The following is a 23,541-nucleotide window of genomic DNA, read 5'->3' as shown; positions in this document are numbered from 1 at the left end:
GTCGTCGAGATCATTCGCTGCGTCGTCCGTTCAGCGCTCCTCAGGTGAAATAGGGCTCGTCGTTTGTCATTCGTTGGCGCTTGGCAGACGTGAAACGCTGTTGCCATATCCGGTCTGAACATCGTCACCTGAGGCGTATACGGGGCGCTTGGGTTCAATGAGCCAAGCTCTCGCATCAGGGAGCCCCAGCGTTCCCATGGTCGACAACCCATCTTCCGCTTGCTCCATGGACGATGCCAGTCCGGGCATGGTCTCCTAAGTTCCAGTCGAGCCTTGCTGGTTTCTTTTCTGTATTCCTCACGACGCCTATAATGACGCCCATGCCTTGTCAGCAACGCGTGTGACTTCCTATAATCCAGCCATGGACAAGACATTTGCGGCCGTTAAGGAAGACCGACCCGGCAAGGCCTGGCTTTCCAGATTTGTTGCCGGTCGCGCGGAGGCGGAAAAGTGGTACTTCGGGCAAGCCCGATCCCCAGTCCCAACTGCAAAGGAATGCCGTGCAGCGTTGCTTCGGTTCATGCCGGAGCTGGCACCCGCCTATGACGAGGCATGCTCCCTCGTCGGAGATGACGACGTGGCGCATCGAATGCTCAGTCACTACCGACCCGCGCCAGAACGCTACGGCTGTAGTCAGGCGGTCTGGCTTGGGTCGGAAGGCCCGGCATTACTGCGAAACTTCGACTATCCGCCAGCGATTGTTTCCGATCGCTTCGAAATGACCGCCTGGTCGAATCTGAGGGTCATTGGAAAGGCGCAAAGACCTTGGGGAGGTTGTGTAGATGGTATGAACGAAGAAGGACTCGTCGCGAGTGTCACTCTTGGCGGGGGCCGCACTCAGGGTGTTGGCTTTTCCATTATCCTGGTGATCCGCTACATTCTCGAGACGTGCCACACTATAAATCAAGCAGTCGCTGCCCTTTGCAGAATTCCCATAGCGCTACCACAGAATGTAACCGTCCTGGACCGTTCGGGTTCCTACGCGACCTTGTTGCTCGGCCCGCGTCAACGCCCGGTCGTATCTCGAGCGAAGGCGTGTACGAACCATCAACGGTGGACAAGACCCTCGACGTCATCAATGACGCGCCTGGCAGCAATTCAGCGCGCATTGGAAGACCCGAGCATGTCCCTTCCGCAATTCCAACAGCTGTTTCTCCAGCCGCCGCTTTACTCCAACAGTATTTTTTATCCAACTCTCTATACTGCGCTGTACCGACCGTTGGAACGGCGAGTGGATTATATTTGGCCTGGCAAATGCTGGTCCCTCGGCTTCCAGGATTTTCCCGAAGGCCAATACACGCATAGCTATACTTAAATTCCATCCCGCGGCGCAGTCATTGCGCGGAACAATGCCGTGATCGACAGCATGCCCCGGCCGGGGCAACGCGGACGAACAGGTCCCGTGAAGCCTGCCATGAGCAGGTCTTTAAGCAAGCCGCTGGGTCACCAGCTCAGTCTGAGCTGAGCGGCGCCATTTGAATAGCGTATCGCGAGATCCGCCACCTCGCCTCCTCCTCCCGAGATTATACTGTCATCCCCCGACGCAGCTCAATGGCTGCGGCTGATGGAAGGACCGCGAGCAAACACCTCACTGCGGGCCGGCACATGATAGACCCGGTCCATCCACGAGACGCCGATCGCTTCGGCCGCATCGATCAGGGCCCGCTTCGCACTGTCTGGGTGCATCGTCCCATCAAGTACTGCGGCGCAAACGCTAAGAGCTCGCTCAAACGCCGATCCGAACGTAACTGGCCATTTGTCTGCCAACAACGCCGATGCTTCGTCTGTTCCTCTGATGTCTATCGGATTTGGAACCCCTGGCAGCCAGATTTCGAGTCCAAATGTCCAATCGCCCGTTGAAACCATGCGCGTGCTCCTCCCCTGAGTCGCCCCATGACAGATTCACCTCGAAACACGGCAGCTTTGGGGCCAGCTGGAAGCGCCCCTCTTCACATTTTGAGCGCTGAAAGGGGCATGGCTGCGCTGCCGGGATTTTTTCTCGACAATGTCCACTTCGAACTTCCCGGCGACAACGCTGACATTGGCACGCGACCAAAATCATGTGAGAGTTTCAAAGGCGTTCGACATTGAAAGGTTGTCTTCGTTCCTTTTGTGCAGCGCAGCGTCTCAAGACTTGCCTGAACCTGAAACACTGAAGGAAGGAAGCAAAATGAGCGATCACGTCTACAAGAAGGTCGAACTGGTCGGCACCTTCAAGGTTTCAATAACTGAAGCCATCGACACGGCAATCGCGCGCGCGTCAAAGACCATGCGAAATCTAGATTGGTTCGAAGTCGACCAGATCCGGGGACATATCAGGGACGGCGCAGTTGAACACTATCAGGTTGTGATGAAGGTAGGCTTCAGAATTGACGGATAACGTCGCCAGCCGAAAACGCCAAGAGCGACGATTTCGTCGTCGCTCTTCGCCATTTTCGAGTTGAGTAGCAGACCTAGCGTATTGGAACGGTTCGCCGACTTGCAATCCCGCGAGATTGGAAAGAAACCTCGACCTGAGGCGGCTGCGTATGTCCTGGCTTATGAATGCTTTGTCCCGTTGGCTCCTGGTCTGCTGCCGCGGATCGCGCTCGAGATCACATTGTGGTCGCGTCGTGTGGCATTCTCATCAACGAAAGGCGAAGAGCGCGATCATGTTAACGAGAGTTGACTATCTGAGAATGGCCGGTCGCGTTGAAGGAAGGCAACGCGTACGTTGCCGCGATCGCGACCAGGGCGACCGCTATCGATGTTACGATCAGGGCTTGTTTCATGGTCGCTCCCAGTTAAGCACGGCAGGGAGCCTTCGACAGACCGAAATCCTTGTCGGGCTATTATCGACAGGAAGTAGGCATTTAATGAGAACGTTTAATGTCGGGCAACGCCCGCCCGGCAATAAAATTATCGTTTTCAACACAAGCATTGCAGGCGAAGGACACCTGGCCGACGACACTTGGACCCAACTTCGGTATCAGAGGCTCGCAAGCCGGTGTCACGGTAGAATATTCTTGCCGTGGAATTTCACGCGAAATTCCTTTGCTTGTCTCTTGTCCGGAATGGTTATCACAATGAACCTAAGCGAATATGTTTTTCTCTCCTCGCTTTCCAGATCGAATGTCCAGGCCGTCATACCTGTCCCCTCGCCAATCTCTACGAGCTTCTCCATCACCCGGTCTTCGCGATCCTCTCCGTCGAGGTTGATCTCGTAAACGAAAGTCTCCTGACCGGGCGACCCCAGGATCTGTTCGTTGATCCAGTTCCAAATCGCTTCAGCGTTTACCGGAAATGGAGGCAACTCAAAATTCAGGTGCTCTACATCAAGCGCGAATATGACCTCTCTGTCGTATAGTGCCCGTATTCCCAAAGTGTATTCCGATCTTTGAATTGTATCGGCCAATACACCTTTCAATTTCCTCAGGCTCGAATACTTATGAAACATTCCACGCTCCAGATACCTTACTGGAGTTAGAGCCTCCGATTTTTCTTTCCAGATGTATTGCTACTCTCTATGCTACGCCATTTGGAGGGTGGAAGGTCCACGCCAGGTCGGAAGATGCGGCTGCTCGAATGGCAAGCTATCGTTTAGTGGACCGAGTTGGGGGGTGCGCTCTCGGCCGGACCCTTAGAGGGACGTCGTATTGAGGACGTCCTCTCCCGTTCTATCGTTGCCTATTCAACAACTCCGCTTGTCGCCGCCATGTCGTGGTGGGCACCAACTCAGTGCCTCCCACGACCTTAGGCTGCGTCGGCTCGGCCGAACGAACGGCGCAGCGGCGGCTCACGATTGCCCGCCTGTTTTGGCCGTTTGAACGGCATGTGGTCGACGACAGACACCAACGGCAATGGATTTCGACATCAATGCCAAACGAAGCCTCGGTATGTCAGCAAGGCCTGCCGTTTCGCGTACATTGTTGCCATCGTGCTACAGTCTTTCGTGCTCCCCAAACAGCCTCGGTTTTAGGGATGGGCGCCGCCTTTCATGACAACGTTGAACCTTGCTGGATCTTACACCTCGGGGCAACCGCGAACGTTAGCGAAGATGATCCTGTCTGGCCCGCGGCGGGTCATGCCCTCTACGACAACGCTACGTGGCGAAATCCGCACGACATGAGCCCTTCGAAATCCGGCATCGCGTGCGTTGTCAAGGGCATCATCAGGATCGCAGCGCCGGCGAGACCCTCGATCGGACCAATCCCCGTGCCGATCATTATCACGATCATGAATTCCGACGCCCCCTGGGCCCACCCTGAACTCGAGATCCTGGGCGATGGAAGGTGACATGAATCCGACCACGCTGCTCGCGACCAGGGCAGAACTGATAGCAATTCTCTTCAACACAGTCATTGGTAATCCTCCAAAAGTCTCTTCTCTGAGAAGCTAACCTTCCCGACACGGAACGGTTCCCTCAGAGAGGGCGCGAACGATGCGGAATTCTCGGTTTTGCTGCCCCACGCAAACTGACTCGGTTTTTGGCTGCCCCACGCTCAACTTGACGAAGTAAGCCCTTGTTCGTTTCACCACTCTCGCTTCACTTCGAAAGAACACTCTTCAAGGCCCCGAAGTCTTTATAGTTTCCGGATTGGTACTATTTAGAACTTCGACCTTTCGCTGGACGCAAAGTGTCGCGATTGCAAGCTTTGGATTGGTGTTTCGACACTAAGACATCAGACCGTTGGGATCATTGCGGACGGAAGATTTGAGGCGCATGAGGCGAGAAGGCGACGCATGCATATGCGGTTCGGGACAACGGGATGTCGACGGTAGTTCACTGGCGACAATGGTTCTCGTAGAGATTTTGGAGCGGTCTTTCGCGGCGGACCACTCGAACGTTGAAAGCCGTCACAAGAAAGGGGAACTGAAATGAAGAAACTATTGGCATCAACTTGCGTGACATTCGGGCTGCTGGGACTTGCCTCTTACGCGAATGCCGCCGGTTGCGGTTCCTTGACGATTGCCAGCATGAACTGGCAAAGCGCAGAGGTTCTTTCCAACCTCGACAAGATTATCCTGAACGAAGGGTATGGCTGCCAGGCGGAAATCACCGTTGGTGATACTGTTCCGACCATCACGTCAATGGCCGAAAAAGGTGAACCAGATGTCGCCCCTGAGGCCTGGGTCGACCTTCTGCCGGATGTGGTGAAGAAGGGCACCGACGAGGGACGCATCATCAAGGTTGGCTCCCCTCTCCCCGATGGGGGCGTGCAGGGATGGTGGATCCCGAAATACCTTGCCGACGCTCACCCGGATTTGAAGTCAATTCCCGATATGCTGAAGCACCCGGAACTGTTCCCTGATACGGAAGACGCGTCCAAGGGTGCCATCTACAATGGCCCGCAGGGGTGGGGCGGCACGGTTGTTACCTCTCAGCTTTTCAAAGCTTTCGACGCAGAAAAGGCAGGCTTCAAGCTCGTCGATACGGGTTCGGCGGCTGGCCTCGATGGATCGATCGCAAAGGCCTACGAGCGCAAGCAAGGCTGGGTCGGGTATTATTGGGCCCCCACTGCCTTGCTCGGGAAATATCAGATGGTCAAGCTCGAAGCCGGCGTGCCTGCCGATGCCGCCGAGTGGAAACGTTGCAATACGGTGGCCGACTGCTCGGATCCGAAGCCGAATGCGTGGCCGGTCGACACGATCGTCACTCTCGTGGCGAAGCCGTTTTCGGAAAAGGCGGGGCCCGAGGTCATGGGCTACCTGCAGAAGCGCTCCTGGAGCAATGAGACCGTCAACAAGCTGATGGCCTGGATGACCGACAATCAGGCGAGCGGCGAGGACGGCGCCAAGCACTTCCTGAAGGAAAACAAGGACATCTGGACCAAGTGGGTCTCGGAGGCTGCAGCAAAGAAGATCGAGGCTTCCCTCTAGACGCCCGGGGGCCGCGGGGATCATCCGCCGCCCTGTTAACGGCTCATTCTCCACGAGACATGGCACGGCGATACGAATGGATGGTCTTGCGGCCTACAAAGGGTTTAGGTCCGCGCTGAGGACCAAAAGCGACAGCGCAAAGTAGCCGGCAGCATCCGTCTGGTATGAGAAGGCTGACAGGCTGCTACTGTCACCGGAACGAGAAGTAAAGGTCTCCCAGGAGATGGTTCTTTAACATCGGGACCTTTGCTCGGGCGATGAAAGCGATGGCAAGTGTTGCAGTTCCGCACTCGACTCAATGGTTGCATGATGTTTTTGTGCGCCGGGGCGTTGGAGTTTCGTTATGTTGTTTGCGTTGGATCAGACGAAAGCCAGACTGCAGTATCTTGTAAAGTTCGCATCGGTTTGGCTCGTTGCCATTGCTTTGGCGTTCCTTCCCGTGTGGTGGCTGGTCCAGGAAACGACCTTCTAGAGCTCTGGTTTCCCTGAAAAAGGGACGCCAGTCATCGGCACATCCGGCGTGTCAAGGCTGCAATCGCTGCTCACGACCAGCATCCGGATACGTTCCGCCACCCGGGGACCGACGGGATTGTAGACGACCAGGTAGATCGGGCCTACCATCCACGGCAAACCCGGAATATTCAGTTCGATGTCGCCGAGAATCGGATGTTTTAGCCTCTTGGTTCCTTCTCCATGGGCAATAACATCGTTCTCCTGCCACAGCGCAGTAAACTCCGGACTCACGTTGCAAAGTTCATCTACCAGGTCGTGATCTCCGACGTCGCTCCGGCACGGGCTGCGTCCGCTCGAAACGCGCAACCTCTTCCTTTCTCAATCCAGGCGTACGGCTGCGACCCGAAAAACCAAACACAGCCGGATCAAGCCGAGAACGACGATCGCAAAGGAAAACTCCAAGGGCGGTTCCTCTTCGGCGCCGAGCCTTACACTCTCGGGTTCTCTGCGCGACGCAGGGACTAATGACGTCGCACTTGACAGATCTCCTCCATCGTTTCGCTGAATCCAGCCGTTCGTTCATGTTTCAAATCAGCCGCAGGTGGATTCTGCTTCTTGGTACCGTTGACTACCACGCTTTGACACCCGGGCTCGGCGCCGGCCTTATTGACTTTTCGCAGTTGCGCCCATTTCTAATCTTTATTGTCGCATCCTCAAATTGCAGCATGCTGATAGCTATTCCATCCATCTCAACCGGGAGGATAGTCCCATGCACCTCTATAAGGAGACGAACCGCTTCCAGTGCTCCAGCCACGCTGGGCGACCTTGCATCGTCATCGAGCAGATGAGGATCGACCAAAGGGGAAACATCAGCCCCGATCCAACGAAAATCGACTATCTGACGGAAGATGGCGACGTTGTCTCGCGATTGGACGAGGGGCTGTTTCTCGTCTTGATCAGCCAGGAAGAACTTCTGCTAACGCATTGATGAAAAATGTCATCAGGCAACACGCCGTCGCCCGTGGGGACGAAGATCGGGATAGGTCGTGCTGGTCACGGGTCCGGATGCGCGCTTGAACGATTTCTTGCAAACCTGAAGGCGGCTTTTCCGCCCTTCAACAACTTTGGGATTAGTTGGAACCGAATGGCGAGGACCGATGGATTCCACCTGTGCGTTGATCGGCGAGGATGGCTATTCATTGCAACTGGTCTGGCTCTCGTTTCGGAAGAACAAGCCTACATGGTCCTCTGTCCCGCGCCCTCTGTCGATGAAGCCCTGTCGCTCGTTGAAGTCCGTCCTCCAGGCATATCATCCCTGGGCCTTCAAGCTCGACAAATCCAGGCTTGTGCAACAGATCGAAGACTTATTGCCTTTACCGCAAGGCCAACGGCGTCGTCGGTTACGAGACAGGAAAAGCAGGTCGCACTAACCTGATGCAAATGTGGAGTCGCGACCGCTGCTGGCCGCCCAAGGCAGTCATCGATCAACTGGTATCGAGCAGACGCGTGCGCGATCGTTGTTGCTATCCCTGAAGGGGATGTTCGTCGGCTTCGCTGAGGGGGCGGCCGCCAGATCCGGCGTTCGACACGTGAGCCGAGACGAGATTGGACTTCGAATTTGATCCACGAAGCGACTGCTGGGCTGGACCAACCTTGCCACTGGGACTTAACGAGCAGATCGCCCAATGGATCAGCCCAATTTGGACATTGTGTAAAAAATCCTCGGCGGCGAAGGAAAGGGAAGAACGGTGCCACATCGTACTGGCACCGAACCACGCACCCCTCAAAAAGGCCGAGGCGCGCAATGTGCGAATTAGGGCGAGTAGATATACAACTTTTGAGCGGGAGAGTTGCCCGATATGCTAGGTAGCTGGACGCGCGCCCTTGCAGCAGACTGGAATTGGTTCTCAACAGGGGGGCTGGTAATGGCCGAAGAATACCGATTGCGCATGGAAGGCGAACACTGGTCCATCATCGACGAGGCAACGCTTGAGCCAGCTCGGCTCGATGGCGTCCCTCTCGCCACGATGGAAGCCGTTGAAGCAAAGTACATGTTGAAAATTCTGCAGGGACTGGATCGCGTTCGCAAAGCTTCAAAACGGTCGGCGTCCATGGTCAAGAAGCACGGCATCAAGACGGTTCGGATATCGCCCGTCCAGCCGGTCACAGATGCATTCGCTCCGCTAAAGCCGCTTGGCGTCGATTGTTCGTTTTGCGTGGCATGCAATGGATCTTGCAAAAGGGGCAAATCCCTTGACCTACTTAACTGACGCAGAGAGTCGCCTTGGTCGCCCAATCGGGCCACGGCTCGGATCCATACAGCGTGACGACGGTCTTTACGAAGCGCGCGTAGTCCCGGCTTACGCGGGCGAGGACAGTACCGTCATTTTTATCCGGCGGCCGAGCCTGAAATTCTGGCTCCGATCAAAAATGGGTAAACTATTGAGTTGAACAAAAGGTACGCAGCCCCGAAATAGAGCTTCAGAAATCTGGCACTAGCCTGTTCATGCTGTTGCCCGAAATTCTTCTCCTTTCACGTTGAACGCTCTGTGCCGGGCGTTGCCCGATGCGCTCCCTAAGGTGACGCGGAATGCACGATACCCGCACAAAGTGAGGCACGCTGCTATCCGTCGTCATGCATGTGATCGATATCTGTGGTGCGCACACAACCCTCTTTGGACCGGAAAGGCTCTCGGCATGCCCGTCGTGCCTTTGAGCCTTCCACCCTCTCATCGTGCGAGGTTGCCCAAGCTTTGGAAAGGCTTGCGTCTATGAAGGTACGAGCAGTCCCATGCTGATCCATCCCGTCACGATCACCAGCAAGATAGTGGCTGCGTACAAGACCATCGTGCCGATCCGCCGATAAACGAGAAAATTTCTTGAAGCCGGCTCATTCTGAGCGCTGGCTGCTTGCGTAGAAAACGATAAATATCGTGACATGGGAACACCGGCTTTATCGGAGAAATAGGCGGCACAAAAAAAGGTTCCATCACGGCCTGTTTGCGACTTTAACAAATGCGTTTTCGGGTTCGCCGTCGGAGATTCCAACTTTATCGTATTTTCCGGGGGGCTCGGATGCACGTAGAGACGACCATTCCCTCGTGAGCCAATCAAGCATTGGATTCGATCAGCTGCCAACGACCAAAAAATTAGCCTCGGTGGTTCCCGAGGCTCAGGTGCGGCTCAGCTCCAACATGAAGCCTGGCCTTTGTACCGGACAGATCTTGATGCTGACAGGCCATATTTTTTCATTCTGGTACTGTCTGCGGCGCAGGCTCGTGATCTTCAAACGATATAGTCCGCTGGCTCCTCCTCACCAATCGCTCGGTGTCTCGCTCCACGCACACGGCCCTCAATTAATGATTTCCCAGGTGGCTGGCTCGCTCGTTGATTAGAAATTCAAGGGCGGCGCGTAAAAGCACCGGACAGTATCCTCGTTTGGGAACAGACACAGATGAAACTGACCGTCCGGCGATTCCAAGGCCCTGGACTGCGGAACGAGGAAAAGGTGTGGACGCGTAACGAGCCTATGGTCGCCTGGCTTCAGCGCGATCTGGTACCCACCGCCCGCTGGTCGCACTGCTTGTGACGGAATAGGCTGACAGTCCCCGTTTTCGTCGTTCCCGTTGCAGCAAAATGCTTCGTATTGAAATCCGGATGGCGCATGATGTGCGTTAGCTGCTGTTGCAGCAACAAGTATCAACAACGCAAGGACAAGCCGCATCGTATTCCCCCGCAAATTTCGATCCGTCGGCAGTATCTTATTTTACTTCTGTCTAAAGTATGGCTGAAGTATTCTTCTCCCAGCAGTCGATCGGTGAAGTCGAAATCCCGTGCCAATGGCGGATTGCGACCAAGCTGCCTTGTTAGAACGCGTAACTTCGCATTGGGAGAAACGACGACGTCACACCGCCGGAAACGACACCGCAATAGTCCCAGCCTGGTACGCGAGCATGGTCTCGTCCCCAAAGATGTTCAGTCCCGCGTAACGCTGGCAGCCGACCGTCAGACGGTTATGGTTGCCGCACTGGTTGTAAGCGCCGCGATCCTGGCTTTCGGCGTGAATGCCCTGATTGGGTCCTAACCGCCCATGCGCATGTAAAGCGACGGCTTCATGTCAGGCTTTGTAAGGCTGTACACCTCATAAGAGGCTTGGTGGTCGTCTCCCATTCCAAGCGAGCCAACCGGCATACCTGGCACGGCAAGTCCCGCAATCGGAGGTTTCTCGTTCAACACCTTCTCGACGGCCTCCAAGGGGACGTGCCCTTCAAAGAAGTAGTCGCCGACCACAGCGGTGTGGCACCCCTGCAGATCTTCAGGGATACCGAGCCTGGCCTTTATCGACATGAAATCATCCTCCCGGACCACGACGTTGAAATCGGCATTCACCATTGCGAGGGCCCAAGCTCCGCAGCAGCCGCAGCTGGGATCTTTATAGATGTCCATCCGAGCCCGCGACGCTGACGCACGCCGGGTAAGTGTGGCAATCGTGCCTGCTGCCGCCAGACACATGAAAGCTCTACGTTTCATGCTCTTCTCTCCTTTCATTGGTGTTCAAGCTCATTTCAGGGCCATGATCGACGCCCGTTTCCCTTCGACATTCTCCTGAACGTTTGCAGGTTCTCTTGACCTTCCCACGATGGCAAACCCCACCTATTTTAAGTCACTTGAATCGGAGACCTTCCATGTACGAATTCAATATCCAGAACATGACCTGTGGCCACTGCGCGGGCACGGTGGAAAAGGCAATCAGGGCCACCGATCCCACTGCCCAGGCCAAGGTCGACCTTCCAACCCGGACCGCAAAGGTGGAGTCAAAACTCGACCCGCTCACAATAGCGGCAGCGATCGAGAAAGCAGGCTATCCGAATACATTCACATCTCTCTAGTCTTCGGGCAGCGGACAACAACGACCTCCCCCTTGCAAATAGCAGCAGATGCTCCCGGGAATGAACGGGAGCATCTGCGCCATCAGGCCTTGTACCCGATGTGTGTCATCATCCCGCTCGCCATATGGTACAGGTGATGACAATTGGAACGGCCAACGGCCGGAGTTGTCGGCGTCAAAGGCAATGATCACCGTCGACATCATGGGCACCATTGCGGTATCGCGTAAAGCGCCGTTAATAGCCCTCCCGTTGATACCGACGACCTGGAACTTGTGTCCGTGCAGGTGCATCGGGGTGGGACATCATTGACATGTTCCTCTCCTGCAGCGTGTGAGCGTGCATCCAGTGGGTCCCGCCCTCTCGGAGGCGAAACTTATCGTGGCGGGTTTGGCCAGGCTTGCACCAGCTGGATTATCCGGCACGCAGTCCTGATCCCACGGCGGCGTTAGACCGTGCCAGTGGATCAGCGTCGGGGCGTCGATCTGGCTGGACAACTCAACATCGAATGGAGCGCCGGCGTCGAGCCTCAATCCTGGCGACCCATCCGACCGAGTTATGCCAAGCACATTCGCGGCCTGCCGTTGACCTCAATTGTTCGCTTGACGATGCTAAGTCTTTGGGTCGATTGGGCCAGTTGCGTAGCTGGCGCTGTCCCGGCACTTGCTTGCCGAATGGCGAGAGGGTTGGTCGCGCCATAGATAGCCGCCCCGGCCACCCTGCAGGTGAGAAAATCGCGTCTGTACATGTCACTTGTCCGGTTTCGAGAGTAGGCGCGCAATGCAGCAGCGAAAAACGTCAGACAGCAAGCCGGGCGGGTCGAGCCCGGGCGGTACCGAATGTCCCGTCAGCGGCGAGATCTGGACCAGATAGACGACAGGGTGGGATAAGTGCAGGAACTCGGAGGCTCCTGAGGCCAATGGCCCTGCGCGCACTGAGCAAACCGAGACGCAGCAGTTCCCGGCCGTCGAATGCGACGTTCGGAATGCCGATGGCCCGCCATCTCTGCCCTATGATCCTGCACCAAGACGTGGGCGGAGGAGGGAATATCGAGGCAGGGCACAGCGTGAGCTGCGGCAAATGGCGCAAACACCAGGCCGATGGCTAGGATAACCATCGTCGCAATACGCACCAGTGTTCGATCACGGCCATGCTGTTAGCTTATTAGGGACTGAAGGGAACAGTAAACACGTTGGCGTGTCGCGCCGTTGATCCATATTATCAAGGTGAAATGAGACCCTTGACCTTCCCATTATGGGAAGGATTACTTATCTGTGCAGTGAAATGAGGATCCTCCCATGACTGCGCTCTCCCAGTTCGAAAAAAGCCTGGCACATTCCACTCCGACCGAGTTCGAAATCGAGGGCATGTCGTGCGCATCCTGCGTCAGTCGTGTGGAGAAATCGATCAAGGCCCTTCCTGGCGTCGATAGCGCATCGGTCAATCTCGCCACAGAAAGAGCCAGCGTCACATTCAAGGATGCCGTCGATCCTGCTTCGGTTCTGCGCGCCATCGAGGACGCAGGCTATCAAGCCAGGATCGATACGCAAGAATTTGGCGTCGAAGGAATGACCTGCGCCTCCTGCGTGGCCCACGTCGAGAAGGCGTTAAAGGCTGTGCCAGGGGTCATCGATGCGTCCGTCAACCTTGCGACCGAGCGGGCGACCGTGCACGTGGCGGCGGGGGCTGTTCAGACCCCGGTACTCGAAGCTGCGGTGAGGAATGCCGGATACGACGTCCGCCGCCTGCAAGCACCACAGGCCCTTGAAGACAAAGACCACCGAGCGACCGAAATCTCCAAGCTCAAAGCCCTGCTAGCGGTCTCTGCAGCGCTGACCTTGCCGCTCTTCCTGCTGGAGATGGGTTCTCACTTCATCCCGGCCGTTCATGAGTTGATCATGGACAGCATCGGCATGCAGAACAATCTTTACCTGCAGTTCGTCCTCGCAACCGTTGTCCTGTTCGGACCTGGCCTGCGATTCTTCCAGAAGGGCGTACCGAACCTCCTGCGTCGGACGCCCGATATGAACTCGTTGGTGGTCCTCGGAACCACGGCTGCGTGGCTCTACTCCGTCGTGGCGACCTTCGCGCCGCGCTTGCTGCCGTCCGGGACTGTCAACGTGTATTACGAGGCTGCTGCGGTCATCGTGACCCTCATCCTGCTCGGGCGTTTTCTCGAGGCCCGCGCCAAAGGGCGGACCAGCCAGGCCATCAAGCGGCTGATCGGCCTCCAGGCCAGGACTGCTTTCGTGTCGCGCAACGGTGCGTTCGTCGAAACCGAGATCGAGGACGTGGTCGTCGGCGACATCATTCGCATCCGGCCGGGCGAGAAGGTGCCCGTCGATGGCATCGTCGCAACCGGTAGCTCATATGTCGATCAGTCGATGATAACAGGCGAGCCGATACCGGTCGAAAAAACAGCCGACAGCGAGGTCGTCGGCGGTACGATCAATACAAATGGCACGTTCACCTTCCAGGCGACCAAGGTGGGCAGCGACACCCTTCTGGCGCAGATCATCAGGATGGTCGAAGCGGCGCAGGGATCGAAACTGCCGATTCAGGCTCTGGTCGACAAGGTGACAGGCTGGTTCGTCCCCGCGGTCATCTTCGCCGCAGCATTCACCTTTGTCGCCTGGTATGCGCTTGGCCCGTCGCCCGCCCTGAGTTTCGCACTGGTGAACGCGGTGGCAGTCCTCATCATCGCGTGCCCATGCGCCATGGGTCTGGCGACGCCAACATCGATCATGGTCGGAACCGGCCGCGCGGCCGAACTCGGCATTCTCTTTCGGAAGGGAGAGGCTCTGCAAAGCCTTCGCGAAGCCGATGTCGTCGCTTTCGACAAGACCGGCACCCTGACGAAGGGTCGCCCTGAACTGACCGATATTGAGGTCCGGGACGGATATGCGGAAATCGAAGTCCTGCAACTGGTCGCCAGCGTCGAGACCCTGTCGGAGCATCCGATTGCCAAGGCATTGGCGGCAGCGGCTTGGGAACGGGGCATTCGTGCTCTCCCTGTCACCGACTTTCAGGCGAACCCCGGCTTCGGCATTGAAGGCTCGGTCAACGGCCGAAAGGTTCTGGTCGGTGCTGACCGCGCCTTGGAGAAAGCGGGTATCGACATCGGCCAATTCCGTGAGAAAGCCGCCGCTCTTGGCGATCAGGGGAAGTCACCACTCTATGCGGCCATCGACGGCAATCTCGCAGCGATTATCGCGGTGTCTGATCCTGTAAAGGAAACAACCCCAGCAGCCGTGGCTGCGCTCCATGCGCTCGGCCTGAAGGTGGCGATGATCACCGGAGACAACAAACGCACCGCCGACGCAATCGCCCGCCAATTGGGTATCGACGAGGTCGTCGCCGAAGTCCTTCCGGATGGCAAGGTAGAGGCCGTGAAGCGTCTGCGGGCCGGTGGCAGAAAGGTTGCCTTCATTGGCGATGGTATCAATGACGCTCCGGCTTTGACCGAAGCGGACGTCGGCCTCGCTGTCGGCACGGGCACCGACATTGCAATCGAAAGTGCGGACGTCGTGCTGATGTCTGGCGACCTGAACGGTGTACCGAAGGCCATCGCCCTCAGCAAATCGACGATCCGGAACATCAAGCAGAACCTGTTTTGGGCCTTTGCTTACAACGTGAGCTTGATCCCGGTAGCAGCAGGCGTGCTTTACCCGGTAAACGGCACCCTGATGTCACCGATATTCGCAGCAGCAGCCATGGCGATGTCCAGCGTCTTCGTACTTGGAAATGCGCTACGCCTCCGCTCTGTAAACCCATAACCCATTACGAAGCGGGCTGGCCTAGAAGGGCCGCCCGCATTCAAGGAGATCGAACATGAATATTGGACAGGCCGCAAAGGCGAGCGGCGTTTCGGCGAAAATGATCCGCTACTACGAACAGATCAAGCTGATCACGCCCGCTCACCGGACGGAGTCGAGCTATCGAACCTACGCCGACAACGACATCCACACGCTGCGCTTCATCCGCCGGGCACGCGATCTCGGCTTTTCCGTGGAGCAGATGAAGACACTGCTCGCGCTCTGGCGAGACCGTTCTCGCGCAAGCGCGGACGTCAAGAGCATCGCCATGGAGCACATCGCCGAACTGGAACGGAAGGCAGCCGCCATCCATGCGATGACGGAAACCCTGAAACATCTTGCGACACACTGCCACGGCGACGAGCGTCCGGACTGCCCGATCATCGAGGAGTTCGCAAATGCAGGTGATGCGGATGACGTTCCAGCCATGAACGCTCCATTCGGCGTAAACGGTATCAGGGCTGAGCAGCCGGTACGACGGTGACTGCTATTCCATGCGGAACCTGACATGACAGCTCGTGCAGGTCTGCAGCATAAGGTGGAAGGCATGCTCGGCAGGGAGGGATGAAAGCTCGGCCTCGCTCTGGACATGGGTCCCGAGCGGCCCGCCGCCCATCGGCTCGCCGGGCTTCATTCGCATGCTGTCGGTCATAACCGCCGGATTCTTCCCGGCGGCCACAGCCAGCGCCGCCGCATAGGACTTGAGGTCATTTGCCAGGCGGTCGAAACGGTCACGTTCCTCGATGATATTTGGCTTCGCCTTCGAAGCCGGAGATGCGGCTTCCGACGCGAAGTGGTCGATCAGCGTCTGGCCCGCCTTGTCTCGGATAAGCTCGGCTGCCCACTTGAACTCGGGCGACGAATAGGTCGACGGCACCTTGAACATGCCCGCGATGGACTTGGTGGCAGCCGCGATTGCCTTCATATCCGCCTGCCGGACGGTCACGATGTCGCCCGCGCAAACCGCAGCAGACGCGACAGCCAGAAAAATCAATGAACCGACAATAACGGACCTCATGGCATCCCTTCGCTGGCAGGATCGATGAACGAACCTGGCACGGCTCGGCATCGACTTGAATTTGGTCAAGATCAATGTCTTACTTTGCGTCTCAGCTATCTACAGACATTGGCAAGATTCAGCCCAGTTCGATTTAGCGACGAGGTTCAAGGACGGAAAGTCATGGTCGCGGTTTTCATCGCAGTCCTGCTCTTCCTTTCGCCTGTGATGCCAAGCTTCACAGCCGACCTCTCCGTTGTTTCCCAAACGCACGTTTCGGCCGACCAGAGGTCTCACGAAGATTGCGACGATTCAAAACCGCACGCTGTCCCTGGCCAATGCTGCGCCTTGCAGTGTCTGGTGTTTGTCGCAGAGGCCGTTGCGCCAGAAGTCCGTCACGTTCCGAGTTTCATTGACGTCGCCTACCGGCAACCAGTCGATCACCTGACCGGTGTCATTTTCCCGCCGTCGCTGGGACCACCCCGTTCCGCTGCTTGATCCAACGAGCGTGGCCCCATGCCCGGCCGCGCGAGCTTGCAACGGAAACACGGAGTGTCTCGTGACAACGGTACATCATCACGACCATGAACATATGGCGGCATCGCCGCCGCCGACCATGACCGCCGAACCTGTCATCTACACCTGTCCCATGCACCCTCAGATACGGCAGCCCGGCCCGGGGAACTGCCCGATTTGCGGCATGACCCTTGAACCCGAAATCGTGACAGAAGAGACCGGGCCCAGCGCCGAGCTGATCGATATGCTACGACGGTTCTGGATCGGCCTGGTGCTTTCTCTGCCAGTCCTGGCGCTGGAGATGGGCGGCCACCTCACGAACCTGCACATGCTTCTCGGCGCTCAGACGTCGAACTGGGTGCAGATGGTTTTGGCCACCCCTGTCGTGCTCTGGGCTGGCTGGCCGTTCTTTCAACGGGGGTGGCAGTCACTGGTCAGTCGTCACCTCAACATGTTTACCCTGATCGCCATGGGAACCGGGGTCGCCTGGATTTATAGCGCGGTCGCGACCGTGTTCCCGGAAATCTTTCCGGAAACGGTTCGCTCAAACGAAGGCGCGGTTGCGGTCTACTTTGAGGCGGCAGCAGTCATCACGGTCCTCGTGTTGTTGGGTCAGGTTCTTGAGCTTCGAGCCCGCGAGCAAACGGGCGGCGCGATCCGGGCCCTGCTCGATCTCGCTCCGAAGATGGCGCGACGCGTGAAACCGGATGGCTCCGACGAAGATGTCGGCCTCGATGTCATTGTGGTCGGGGACCGGCTTCGCGTTCGCCCCGGCGAGAAAGTACCGGTCGATGGCGTCCTTCTCGAAGGTAGAAGCTCGGTCGACGAGTCGATGATCACAGGCGAGTCCATGCCTGTCACCAAGGAAGTCGGCTCGAAGCTGATCGGCGGCACTATGAATCAGACCGGCGGCTTCGTCATGGAGGCCGGAAAGGTCGGCCGTGACACGATGCTTTCCCAGATCGTGCGGATGGTCGCCGAGGCACAGCGCTCTCGTGCTCCGATCCAGCGCCTGGCCGACCAGGTGTCGGGCTGGTTCGTACCGGTCGTTATCGTCATTGCGGTCATCGCCTTTGTCGCATGGCTGCTGATAGGTCCGGAGCCGCGATTTGCCCATGGGTTGGTCGCCGCCGTCGCTGTCCTGATCATTGCGTGCCCATGCGCCTTGGGGCTGGCGACACCGATGTCGATCATGGTCGGCGTCGGTCGCGGCGCAAGGCTCGGGGTTCTCATCAAGAACGCCGAGGCACTTGAGCGGATCGAAAAGATCAACACCCTGGTGGTCGACAAGACCGGAACGCTCACCGAGGGGCGTCCAAAAGTGACCGCTATCATTCCACGCAACGGCATGTCAGCGGATGACGTTCTGCAGTTGGCTGCTAGCCTGGAGCGGTCGAGCGAGCATCCGCTTGCACATGCCATCGTCGTCGCTGCTCAAGAGCAGAATCTCACTCTCCAAGACGCGCAAGACTTCGACAGCCCCGTTGGCAAAGGGGTGACCGGGATCGTTGCTGGTAAGAGGCTCATCTTGGGCAGCCACAGGATCATGGCCGACGCTAACGTCAACGTCCTGCCAATGACCGCTCAAGCGGAGGAACTCCGAGACGACGGCGCAACCGTCATCTTCCTGGCAATCGATGGCTCGCTGGCCGGTCTCTTTGCCATCGCCGACCCGATCAAGACCACGACACCGCAGGCCGTTAAGGCGCTGATGGAAGAAGGCGTCGAAGTTGTCATGCTGACCGGCGACAACAAGACGACGGCGGCAGCCGTTGCTCGCAAGCTAGGCATCACCTCGGTGGAGGCGGAAGTCCTTCCGGAAGAAAAGAGCAAGATCGTCTCGCGACTGAGGAGCGAAGGCCGCATCGTTGCCATGGCAGGTGACGGCGTCAATGATGCACCTGCACTTGCGGCGGCCGACGTCGGAATTGCCATGGGAACCGGAACGGATGTCGCTATCGAAAGTGCAGGTGTTACCCTTCTCAAGGGCGACCTTCAGGCCATTGTCCGCGCAAGGCAGCTCAGCCTTGTGACGATGCGCAACATCAGGCAAAATCTCTTCTTTGCCTTCATCTACAACGCCGCTGGCGTGCCGATCGCGGCGGGTGCTCTCTACCCTGTCTTCGGCATACTTCTCTCCCCCATCATCGCAGCCGCCGCCATGGCGCTGTCGTCGGTAAGCGTTGTCGGCAATTCCCTCAGACTTAGGAGGATCGGACTATGAACTTGCGTACCCTAATTTTGATGGCGGCTTCGCTTGGCATTGTCATATTATTCTTTATGCTGCGGGGGCATTGGGCGCACGCCCTTGGAGTCGCTCCATACCTTTTGCTTTTGGTATGTCCGTTGATGCACCTGTTGCACGGTCATGGTGGTCACAAAGGCCATGATCACAAGGACGGCGCTTGATGACCTACGAGGAATCCACGACAAGCACCGTCGACCTGCTGGCTCCGCCCCAGCACGTCTTTGCGTTCCTCGATGATCCAACCGTTGTCGGAGCCCACATGCAGCGGCCCTCGCTGATCATGCTGGGGGCCGCCATGGAATACGAGGTCGATCATGGGAACGGGCAAGTTGTCGGCTCCATCGTGAAGATGCGAGGCAGGGTCCTCGGCATGGACGTGTTCGTTGAAGAGATCGTCACCGAACGGCAACCGCCGTGGCGGAAGTCGTGGCAAACGCTCGGCCGTCCGAAACTGCTGGTCATCGACAACTACCACATGGATTTCGTCATAAAGCCGATCAGAGAAGGCTCCCGGGTGATCGTCAAAATTCAATACTCGTATTCCCGCAGCCCGATTGGCAGCTGGCTCGGCTCGTTCCCGGCGAAAGCATATGCAAGGTTGTGCGTGTCGAAAATGACGTCAGAGGCTTTGAAACACTTCGCATCCCCACGCAATGGCCAATAACGGATAGGCCGGCCTCCTGGGCCTCCCGTCGGCATCATTTCGCAGTTCTCGGCGCAGCGTCGACAAGCGTCGACAAAGCTTTCCATGTTGATCGGTCCATCTTCATGTTGCCGACCAACGACATATCCATCTTCGAGCCGCCACTGGATAACGTGCCCCTCTTGGCCATATCCATACTCTTGCACTTTTCGAGATAGGTCATGTCCTGCGCCATCATGACAACAGGATCAAGCAGCGGGCGCGGACGCTTTATTGCCAGCCGAATATTGCGATTACCGAAGTTTTCCCATGCAAGTGAGCCGCCCGAATGCAAGCTGCGTAGTTTGTCGGTATCTCGTCGACGCAATCACAGCCCGCCACCTTCGCCGATGGCGGGCTCAAATTCGTGAAGTGCTAGGCAAGCAGGTTGCGTTGTGTGGCGACCTCTTCGAGGATGCGCTTGACGCGAAGAACATCTGGCGAAATCGGGCTACCGGCATCGCTGGATGCTCGAACTGCATTATTCAAGTGATCGATCGCAACTAGGACCTCCTCGTCGCCAATGGACTTATCCGTAGCCATACTCTCGGCAACACCGCCGGTATTCAACATGTTTCATCACCTCTTCATTCATTGAAGCGAGGCGGAAACTAGGTGATTTGGTGTTCGTATGCTTTCCGTGTCGAGCTTCGTGGTTACCAAATAATTACTTTAATTACTAACGTCCACGTCGTTTGAGGTAACCGGTTGCGACGGTAGAGGAGCATGTCCCGGATAGTGCGATTCCGGCTGTGGAAAACGATAGCCGCGAGCGCGAACCGCGGTGACGAAACGCTCATATTCTGGCCCGCTTGTAGAACGGTTCGTTCCCGGTAGCGGGATTTGCAATGCCTCACGCCCCCCGGGGGCTAGGACCGGGAGGCCCTGATCCGCATCGTTCTGCCCACGGAATAGCTGCAGTCCGGAGAGGTAGTCAGAGGTCTGAGACGCGGGCCCCGCCTCTTCGTCGTAGGTCGGACATAGCGGCCGCACGTCGACCGGCCGGCGTGGAACGACGTGCTTCAATGTACGAGCCTCAAAGGGAGGCAGGACGGTTGGCAGCTTTGGCTTTCATTGCAGCAATCGAGTGGTACGCACCGACCAGAGAAATGTTCGGCAGAACTCGCGAGAAGAGGCACGGCTCCACGCAAAATCCGACGCACTATGCCGCGTGAAGTTTATGAAGTTCAGTTGCGTGCGCTGGCAGGAAATCCCGGTGAAAAGCCGCCGCGGCGTAAACTGAAAGGACACCGTCCTGGCTGCGGACGATGAAATCGCTGGGCCGCGCCCTAAGAGCTTCAGTCGCGTTGAATACCGTAACAGCAGCCGTGGCGATAACCATATGGCCACGCTCGTAGCATTCACGGACCCAATCCGGCAAAGTGGCCCAACCTGCTCCGAGGAAGCAAATCTCCCGACCCCGTACGACTTCGACCCGCGCAGGTGTTCTTAGATATTCCCGCATTGGTTCCAATCGGGGCTTCACGGCCGCTAGGGGAGCGCCACCGAGAGGGAGGCGGTAGTATTTCCAGCACTTTTCCGCTTTCTGTCCAGGGTTAGTTGGCACCCTTACTTGCCTGCGCTGCCCCTTAGGTCTATCACTTCACCTGGAAGAATCTAAACTATCGGAGAAGTACGTGGCTAACGGAACTGTAAAGTTTTTCAATCAGGACAAGGGCTTCGGCTTCATAACGCCAGTCAATGGTGGCCCGGACGTCTTCGTGCATATCTCTGCCGTCCAGGGCGGATCGCTACGCGATGGCCAGAATGTCAGCTACGAGCTGGGTCAAGATCGCAAGACCGGAAAATCCAAGGCCGAGAACGTACGTCCGGTCTGATCACGACCTACAACAAATTAGGCCCGCGGGAAATCGCACCGGAACCCGCGGGGCTGAAATTATCATGTGCAAATTCATCGAGAGAGCTTCGCCAGCCGAGGGGGATTGGCCATGTCTAGGGATCGGCAGCCACGATTGTAAAGGTTGATAGCTGCGTCGCACGGAAACGACGACGCCTGATCGTCCCACTCGACTTTGTAATATCGATACCATTCCCTGACAGCCTGCGACATGATGCTGTGGTCAGTCCTAGCTTTGTCATGAGATACCGCCGAAAGGCACGGCTGTTAGGACATACTGGTAGAAGTCAGTGACGGCCGATTTCGGCTTCAACTTTCTTCCGGGAATTGCCAGCATTCCTGACCGCTTCCTTGACGGTATCGTTGGAGACGCCTTCCTTCTTTGCCTCGTATGTTACCTCGTGGTCCTGGCCGCCGGCGACGCGGGCGCGATCCTGTGCATGGCTTCGAGATGTTTGCGTCTTTGCCAATGAATGTTCGCAGCAGGAACTCGCTACGATTCCAGTAGTTCCCTCGAAATAACGAATACCAATCGCGCCGCTTGAAGCGACGACTGAAGCCGCTATGCAGGCTCGCACGACGGAAATCAGGATAACCATGCGGTACCTCTGGACACTGGAGCGCGACGGGCGGGAACCGCGGGGTGGTCTTGATGCCGTCGATGCCTTGATCGAATTCCTGCGTTCAGAGGACCTGCCGGGGATCATGCCGCCGGATTGGATCGTCGCGACCCTTCAGATGGATGAAGACGACAACGGCGTCGCTGTCCAATCCTCGCCTCATGGGTGGAGGCTCCGCGTGAAGCGGATGACATAGTTCGTCCTCAACCACCCGCGCCACGTCGTCGGTCATTCACCCGTTGACAGACAAATTATATCCATTATTCTGGATGTATGGAACCTAAGGACGCTATCGCGGCGCTGGCTGCCCTCGCCCAGACGACAAGGCTCGAAACTTTCCGCCTGCTTGTGAGGGCGGAGCCAGATGGCATCCCCGCGGGAGAACTGGCTCGCATTTTGGACGTGCCGCAGAATACCATGTCCGCGCATCTCGCCACCCTGTCGCGTGCTGGCATCGTGAAAAGCGAGAGGCAAAGCCGCTCTATTATCTACCGGGCGGACCTCGAGGGCTTCCGGGCGCTCACGTTGTTCCTGCTTATGGACTGCTGCGGTGGAAACGCTGAGCTTTGCGCTCCTCTCATCGCCGATCTGACGCCATGTTGCTCCCCGGAGTCCGGGCCATGTATGAACTGACGCTCGCCCCCATATGGGCGGCCGAGCAGTTGAAGACGGCGCTGGCCGCTGCCGGGCTACCGATAGACGATGTCGATGGACCCGACAGAGCGTACTTCCGGCTCGTCGACGACGAAAACCAGGTCCTTGGCTATGCAGGTATCGAAGCGGCCTCAGATGAAGCCGTCCTTCTGCGATCCATGGTGATCGTGCCGGAATTCAGATCGCGTGGATACGGGCGGCATCTCACAGAAATGACACTAGCCCGAATACCCATGGCGTCTGAGGTCTATCTCGTCACCACGAGCGCCGCATCCTTCTTCGAGCGCGTCGGCTTCCAGGTCGTCGCACGCGATCAGGTGCCGCAGACAATTCTTTCCACCCGCCAGCTGTCGGGCATCTGTCCCGCATCGGCGACGATCATGAAACTGACCAGGCGGCCTGCGACCTAACCACGGAACACGACCATGACCGACAAGACTTACAACGTGCTCTTCCTGTGCACGGGCAATTCCACACGCTCAATCCTCGCTGAGTCCATCCTCAACAAGGAAGGCGCTGGTCGCTTCAGGGCATTCTCCGCCGGCAGTCAGCCCAAGGGCGAAGTGAACCCGCATGCGCTCAAGGAGCTGGACGCCCTCGGCTATCCCTCGACGGGTTTCTCATCGAAAAGCTGGGACGTCTTCGCTAAACCCGGAGCGCCTGAGATGGACTTCATCTTCACCGTCTGCGACAGCGTCGCTGGTGAAGCCTGCCCGGTCTGGATCGGCCACCCGATGACGGCGCACTGGGGCGTCGAGGACCCTGCGGCCGCCATCGGGACTAAGGTCGAAATCCGGCGCGCCTTCGCGCTGGCTGCGCGCTTCCTCAAGAACCGCATCTCCGCCTTCATCAATCTTCCGCTCGCCTCGATCGACCGCATGGCGCTCGAGCAGCATGTCCGCCACATCGGTTCGCTTGAGGGCGCTTCTGTCAAATCCGCAAAGGCCGAGTGA

Annotated in this window: 24 protein-coding genes and 1 pseudogene; 15 read left to right on the top strand and 10 right to left on the bottom strand. The window is 57.4% G+C overall.

Annotated elements, in window-relative coordinates:
* Positions 1-361: 361 nt before the first annotated feature.
* On the top strand, positions 362-1,315 hold the full coding sequence (locus tag FHT77_RS27520; RefSeq protein WP_183758313.1) for a C45 family autoproteolytic acyltransferase/hydolase: 954 nt from the start codon (positions 362-364) through the stop codon (positions 1,313-1,315).
* Positions 1,316-1,548: 233 nt separating this feature from the next.
* Here the strand turns inward: FHT77_RS27520 and FHT77_RS31990 are convergent, their stop codons facing one another.
* A complete protein-coding gene (locus FHT77_RS31990; RefSeq protein WP_183758311.1) occupies positions 1,549-1,866 on the bottom strand; it encodes a DUF982 domain-containing protein in 318 nt (105 codons plus the stop codon).
* A 304-nt stretch (positions 1,867-2,170) separates the two neighbouring features.
* On the opposite strand from FHT77_RS31990, the gene FHT77_RS27510 reads away from it, so the two are divergent.
* A complete protein-coding gene (locus FHT77_RS27510) occupies positions 2,171-2,380 on the top strand; it encodes a dodecin (protein ID WP_183758309.1) in 210 nt (69 codons plus the stop codon).
* A 609-nt stretch (positions 2,381-2,989) separates the two neighbouring features.
* On the opposite strand, the gene FHT77_RS27505 is transcribed toward FHT77_RS27510, so the two are convergent.
* Both FHT77_RS27505 and FHT77_RS31710 read right to left on the bottom strand, forming a co-directional pair.
* Positions 2,990-3,436, bottom strand: a complete 447-nt coding sequence (locus FHT77_RS27505) for a hypothetical protein (protein ID WP_183758307.1) — start codon at positions 3,434-3,436, stop codon at positions 2,990-2,992.
* Between the two features lie 566 nt (positions 3,437-4,002).
* Positions 4,003-4,278 carry a hypothetical protein gene (locus tag FHT77_RS31710; RefSeq protein WP_246712829.1) on the bottom strand — a complete coding sequence of 92 codons (276 nt, stop codon included), beginning with the start codon at positions 4,276-4,278 and terminating at the stop codon, positions 4,003-4,005.
* 579 nt (positions 4,279-4,857) lie between these two features.
* Here FHT77_RS31710 and FHT77_RS27495 point away from each other — a divergent pair.
* On the top strand, positions 4,858-5,859 hold the full coding sequence (locus FHT77_RS27495; protein ID WP_183758303.1) for an ABC transporter substrate-binding protein: 1,002 nt from the start codon (positions 4,858-4,860) through the stop codon (positions 5,857-5,859).
* 468 nt (positions 5,860-6,327) lie between these two features.
* Here FHT77_RS27495 and FHT77_RS31705 read toward each other — a convergent pair.
* Positions 6,328-6,674, bottom strand: a pseudogene (locus tag FHT77_RS31705) (hypothetical protein); the annotation flags it as partial.
* 407 nt (positions 6,675-7,081) lie between these two features.
* On the opposite strand from FHT77_RS31705, the gene FHT77_RS27485 reads away from it, so the two are divergent.
* Complete coding sequence (locus FHT77_RS27485) at positions 7,082-7,300, top strand: hypothetical protein (RefSeq protein ID WP_183758301.1); 219 nt, start codon at positions 7,082-7,084, stop codon at positions 7,298-7,300.
* Between the two features lie 2,403 nt (positions 7,301-9,703).
* Here FHT77_RS27485 and FHT77_RS31700 read toward each other — a convergent pair.
* The gene (locus FHT77_RS31700) at positions 9,704-10,036 is read right to left on the bottom strand and encodes a hypothetical protein (protein ID WP_246720204.1); all 333 of its coding nucleotides are present in this window, start codon (positions 10,034-10,036) and stop codon (positions 9,704-9,706) included.
* A gap of 356 nt (positions 10,037-10,392) precedes the next feature.
* Positions 10,393-10,842: a DUF411 domain-containing protein gene (locus FHT77_RS27480; protein ID WP_183758300.1), complete on the bottom strand. Its 450-nt coding sequence runs from the start codon at positions 10,840-10,842 to the stop codon at positions 10,393-10,395.
* Between the two features lie 155 nt (positions 10,843-10,997).
* Between FHT77_RS27480 and FHT77_RS27475 the strand changes: the two genes are divergently transcribed.
* On the top strand, positions 10,998-11,201 hold the full coding sequence (locus tag FHT77_RS27475; protein ID WP_183758298.1) for a heavy-metal-associated domain-containing protein: 204 nt from the start codon (positions 10,998-11,000) through the stop codon (positions 11,199-11,201).
* Here the strand turns inward: FHT77_RS27475 and FHT77_RS31695 are convergent.
* Entirely contained in the window at positions 11,198-11,491 is a 294-nt protein-coding gene (locus FHT77_RS31695) for a multicopper oxidase domain-containing protein (RefSeq protein WP_246720203.1), read from the bottom strand. The two genes, FHT77_RS27475 and FHT77_RS31695, sit on opposite strands and share 4 nt — an antisense overlap.
* A gap of 1,005 nt (positions 11,492-12,496) precedes the next feature.
* On the opposite strand from FHT77_RS31695, the gene FHT77_RS27460 reads away from it, so the two are divergent.
* Positions 12,497-14,974, top strand: a complete 2,478-nt coding sequence (locus FHT77_RS27460) for a heavy metal translocating P-type ATPase (RefSeq protein ID WP_183758296.1) — start codon at positions 12,497-12,499, stop codon at positions 14,972-14,974.
* 55 nt (positions 14,975-15,029) lie between these two features.
* On the top strand, positions 15,030-15,497 hold the full coding sequence (gene cueR, locus FHT77_RS27455) for a Cu(I)-responsive transcriptional regulator (RefSeq protein ID WP_183758294.1): 468 nt from the start codon (positions 15,030-15,032) through the stop codon (positions 15,495-15,497).
* A gap of 3 nt (positions 15,498-15,500) precedes the next feature.
* On the opposite strand, the gene FHT77_RS27450 is transcribed toward cueR, so the two are convergent.
* On the bottom strand, positions 15,501-16,031 hold the full coding sequence (locus tag FHT77_RS27450; RefSeq protein WP_183758293.1) for a cytochrome c: 531 nt from the start codon (positions 16,029-16,031) through the stop codon (positions 15,501-15,503).
* A gap of 571 nt (positions 16,032-16,602) precedes the next feature.
* On the opposite strand from FHT77_RS27450, the gene FHT77_RS27445 reads away from it, so the two are divergent.
* From FHT77_RS27445 to FHT77_RS27435, 3 genes are read left to right on the top strand one after another with little or no spacing between them, the layout of a single operon-like run.
* Positions 16,603-18,750, top strand: a complete 2,148-nt coding sequence (locus tag FHT77_RS27445; RefSeq protein ID WP_183758350.1) for a copper-transporting P-type ATPase — start codon at positions 16,603-16,605, stop codon at positions 18,748-18,750.
* The gene (locus FHT77_RS27440) at positions 18,747-18,935 is read left to right on the top strand and encodes a DUF2933 domain-containing protein (RefSeq protein ID WP_183758291.1); all 189 of its coding nucleotides are present in this window, start codon (positions 18,747-18,749) and stop codon (positions 18,933-18,935) included. Before FHT77_RS27445 ends, FHT77_RS27440 begins: the two co-directional genes overlap by 4 nt.
* Positions 18,935-19,438: an SRPBCC family protein gene (locus tag FHT77_RS27435; protein ID WP_183758289.1), complete on the top strand. Its 504-nt coding sequence runs from the start codon at positions 18,935-18,937 to the stop codon at positions 19,436-19,438. The genes FHT77_RS27440 and FHT77_RS27435 overlap by 1 nt, the downstream gene beginning before the upstream one ends.
* A 393-nt stretch (positions 19,439-19,831) precedes the next feature.
* On the opposite strand, the gene FHT77_RS27430 is transcribed toward FHT77_RS27435, so the two are convergent.
* A complete protein-coding gene (locus tag FHT77_RS27430; protein ID WP_183758287.1) occupies positions 19,832-20,029 on the bottom strand; it encodes a hypothetical protein in 198 nt (65 codons plus the stop codon).
* 1,064 nt (positions 20,030-21,093) lie between these two features.
* Here FHT77_RS27430 and FHT77_RS27425 point away from each other — a divergent pair.
* Positions 21,094-21,294, top strand: a complete 201-nt coding sequence (locus FHT77_RS27425; RefSeq protein ID WP_183758285.1) for a cold-shock protein — start codon at positions 21,094-21,096, stop codon at positions 21,292-21,294.
* A gap of 307 nt (positions 21,295-21,601) precedes the next feature.
* Here FHT77_RS27425 and FHT77_RS27420 read toward each other — a convergent pair whose 3' ends face one another.
* A complete protein-coding gene (locus FHT77_RS27420; protein ID WP_183758283.1) occupies positions 21,602-21,784 on the bottom strand; it encodes a DUF3606 domain-containing protein in 183 nt (60 codons plus the stop codon).
* A 94-nt stretch (positions 21,785-21,878) separates the two neighbouring features.
* Between FHT77_RS27420 and FHT77_RS27415 the strand changes: the two genes are divergently transcribed.
* The 4 genes from FHT77_RS27415 to FHT77_RS27400 all read left to right on the top strand — a co-directional run bounded on the left by FHT77_RS27415 (position 21,879) and on the right by FHT77_RS27400 (position 23,541).
* Positions 21,879-22,130, top strand: coding sequence for a hypothetical protein (locus FHT77_RS27415; protein ID WP_210281047.1), 252 nt, complete (start codon positions 21,879-21,881; stop codon positions 22,128-22,130).
* A gap of 77 nt (positions 22,131-22,207) precedes the next feature.
* Positions 22,208-22,567 carry a helix-turn-helix transcriptional regulator gene (locus FHT77_RS27410; RefSeq protein ID WP_183758281.1) on the top strand — a complete coding sequence of 120 codons (360 nt, stop codon included), beginning with the start codon at positions 22,208-22,210 and terminating at the stop codon, positions 22,565-22,567.
* Entirely contained in the window at positions 22,555-22,998 is a 444-nt protein-coding gene (gene arsN2 / locus FHT77_RS27405) for an arsenic resistance N-acetyltransferase ArsN2 (RefSeq protein ID WP_183758279.1), read from the top strand. The genes FHT77_RS27410 and arsN2 overlap by 13 nt, the downstream gene beginning before the upstream one ends.
* 15 nt (positions 22,999-23,013) lie before the next feature.
* Positions 23,014-23,541 (top strand): arsenate reductase ArsC, encoded by a 528-nt coding sequence (locus FHT77_RS27400; protein ID WP_183758276.1) that lies wholly within the window; start codon positions 23,014-23,016, stop codon positions 23,539-23,541.

The organism is Rhizobium sp. BK181, from assembly GCF_014193305.1.
Classification (GTDB): Bacteria; Pseudomonadota; Alphaproteobacteria; order Rhizobiales; family Rhizobiaceae; genus Rhizobium.
Note: the sequence above shows the minus strand (reverse complement) of the source record. Positions and strands in the feature narration are given on the sequence as shown.

Excerpts from the sequence above, each read along its gene's own strand:
- FHT77_RS31700 (WP_246720204.1), bottom strand. The coding sequence starts at position 10,036 with ATGCGGCTTGTCCTTGCGTTGTTGATACTTGTTGCTGCAACAGCAGCT.
- FHT77_RS27410 (WP_183758281.1), top strand. The coding sequence starts at position 22,208 with ATGGAACCTAAGGACGCTATCGCGGCGCTGGCTGCCCTCGCCCAGACG.
- cueR (WP_183758294.1), top strand. The coding sequence starts at position 15,030 with ATGAATATTGGACAGGCCGCAAAGGCGAGCGGCGTTTCGGCGAAAATG.
- FHT77_RS27485 (WP_183758301.1), top strand. The coding sequence starts at position 7,082 with ATGCACCTCTATAAGGAGACGAACCGCTTCCAGTGCTCCAGCCACGCT.
- FHT77_RS31990 (WP_183758311.1), bottom strand. The coding sequence starts at position 1,866 with ATGGTTTCAACGGGCGATTGGACATTTGGACTCGAAATCTGGCTGCCA.
- FHT77_RS27445 (WP_183758350.1), top strand. The coding sequence starts at position 16,603 with ATGGCGGCATCGCCGCCGCCGACCATGACCGCCGAACCTGTCATCTAC.
- FHT77_RS31695 (WP_246720203.1), bottom strand. The coding sequence starts at position 11,491 with ATGCACCTGCACGGACACAAGTTCCAGGTCGTCGGTATCAACGGGAGG.
- arsN2 (WP_183758279.1), top strand. The coding sequence starts at position 22,555 with ATGTATGAACTGACGCTCGCCCCCATATGGGCGGCCGAGCAGTTGAAG.
- FHT77_RS27450 (WP_183758293.1), bottom strand. The coding sequence starts at position 16,031 with ATGAGGTCCGTTATTGTCGGTTCATTGATTTTTCTGGCTGTCGCGTCT.
- FHT77_RS27510 (WP_183758309.1), top strand. The coding sequence starts at position 2,171 with ATGAGCGATCACGTCTACAAGAAGGTCGAACTGGTCGGCACCTTCAAG.
- FHT77_RS27480 (WP_183758300.1), bottom strand. The coding sequence starts at position 10,842 with ATGAAACGTAGAGCTTTCATGTGTCTGGCGGCAGCAGGCACGATTGCC.
- FHT77_RS27475 (WP_183758298.1), top strand. The coding sequence starts at position 10,998 with ATGTACGAATTCAATATCCAGAACATGACCTGTGGCCACTGCGCGGGC.
- FHT77_RS27400 (WP_183758276.1), top strand. The coding sequence starts at position 23,014 with ATGACCGACAAGACTTACAACGTGCTCTTCCTGTGCACGGGCAATTCC.
- FHT77_RS31710 (WP_246712829.1), bottom strand. The coding sequence starts at position 4,278 with ATGTCACCTTCCATCGCCCAGGATCTCGAGTTCAGGGTGGGCCCAGGG.
- FHT77_RS27415 (WP_210281047.1), top strand. The coding sequence starts at position 21,879 with ATGCAGGCTCGCACGACGGAAATCAGGATAACCATGCGGTACCTCTGG.
- FHT77_RS27460 (WP_183758296.1), top strand. The coding sequence starts at position 12,497 with ATGACTGCGCTCTCCCAGTTCGAAAAAAGCCTGGCACATTCCACTCCG.
- FHT77_RS27430 (WP_183758287.1), bottom strand. The coding sequence starts at position 20,029 with ATGTTGAATACCGGCGGTGTTGCCGAGAGTATGGCTACGGATAAGTCC.
- FHT77_RS27440 (WP_183758291.1), top strand. The coding sequence starts at position 18,747 with ATGAACTTGCGTACCCTAATTTTGATGGCGGCTTCGCTTGGCATTGTC.
- FHT77_RS27520 (WP_183758313.1), top strand. The coding sequence starts at position 362 with ATGGACAAGACATTTGCGGCCGTTAAGGAAGACCGACCCGGCAAGGCC.
- FHT77_RS27495 (WP_183758303.1), top strand. The coding sequence starts at position 4,858 with ATGAAGAAACTATTGGCATCAACTTGCGTGACATTCGGGCTGCTGGGA.
- FHT77_RS27505 (WP_183758307.1), bottom strand. The coding sequence starts at position 3,436 with ATGTTTCATAAGTATTCGAGCCTGAGGAAATTGAAAGGTGTATTGGCC.
- FHT77_RS27435 (WP_183758289.1), top strand. The coding sequence starts at position 18,935 with ATGACCTACGAGGAATCCACGACAAGCACCGTCGACCTGCTGGCTCCG.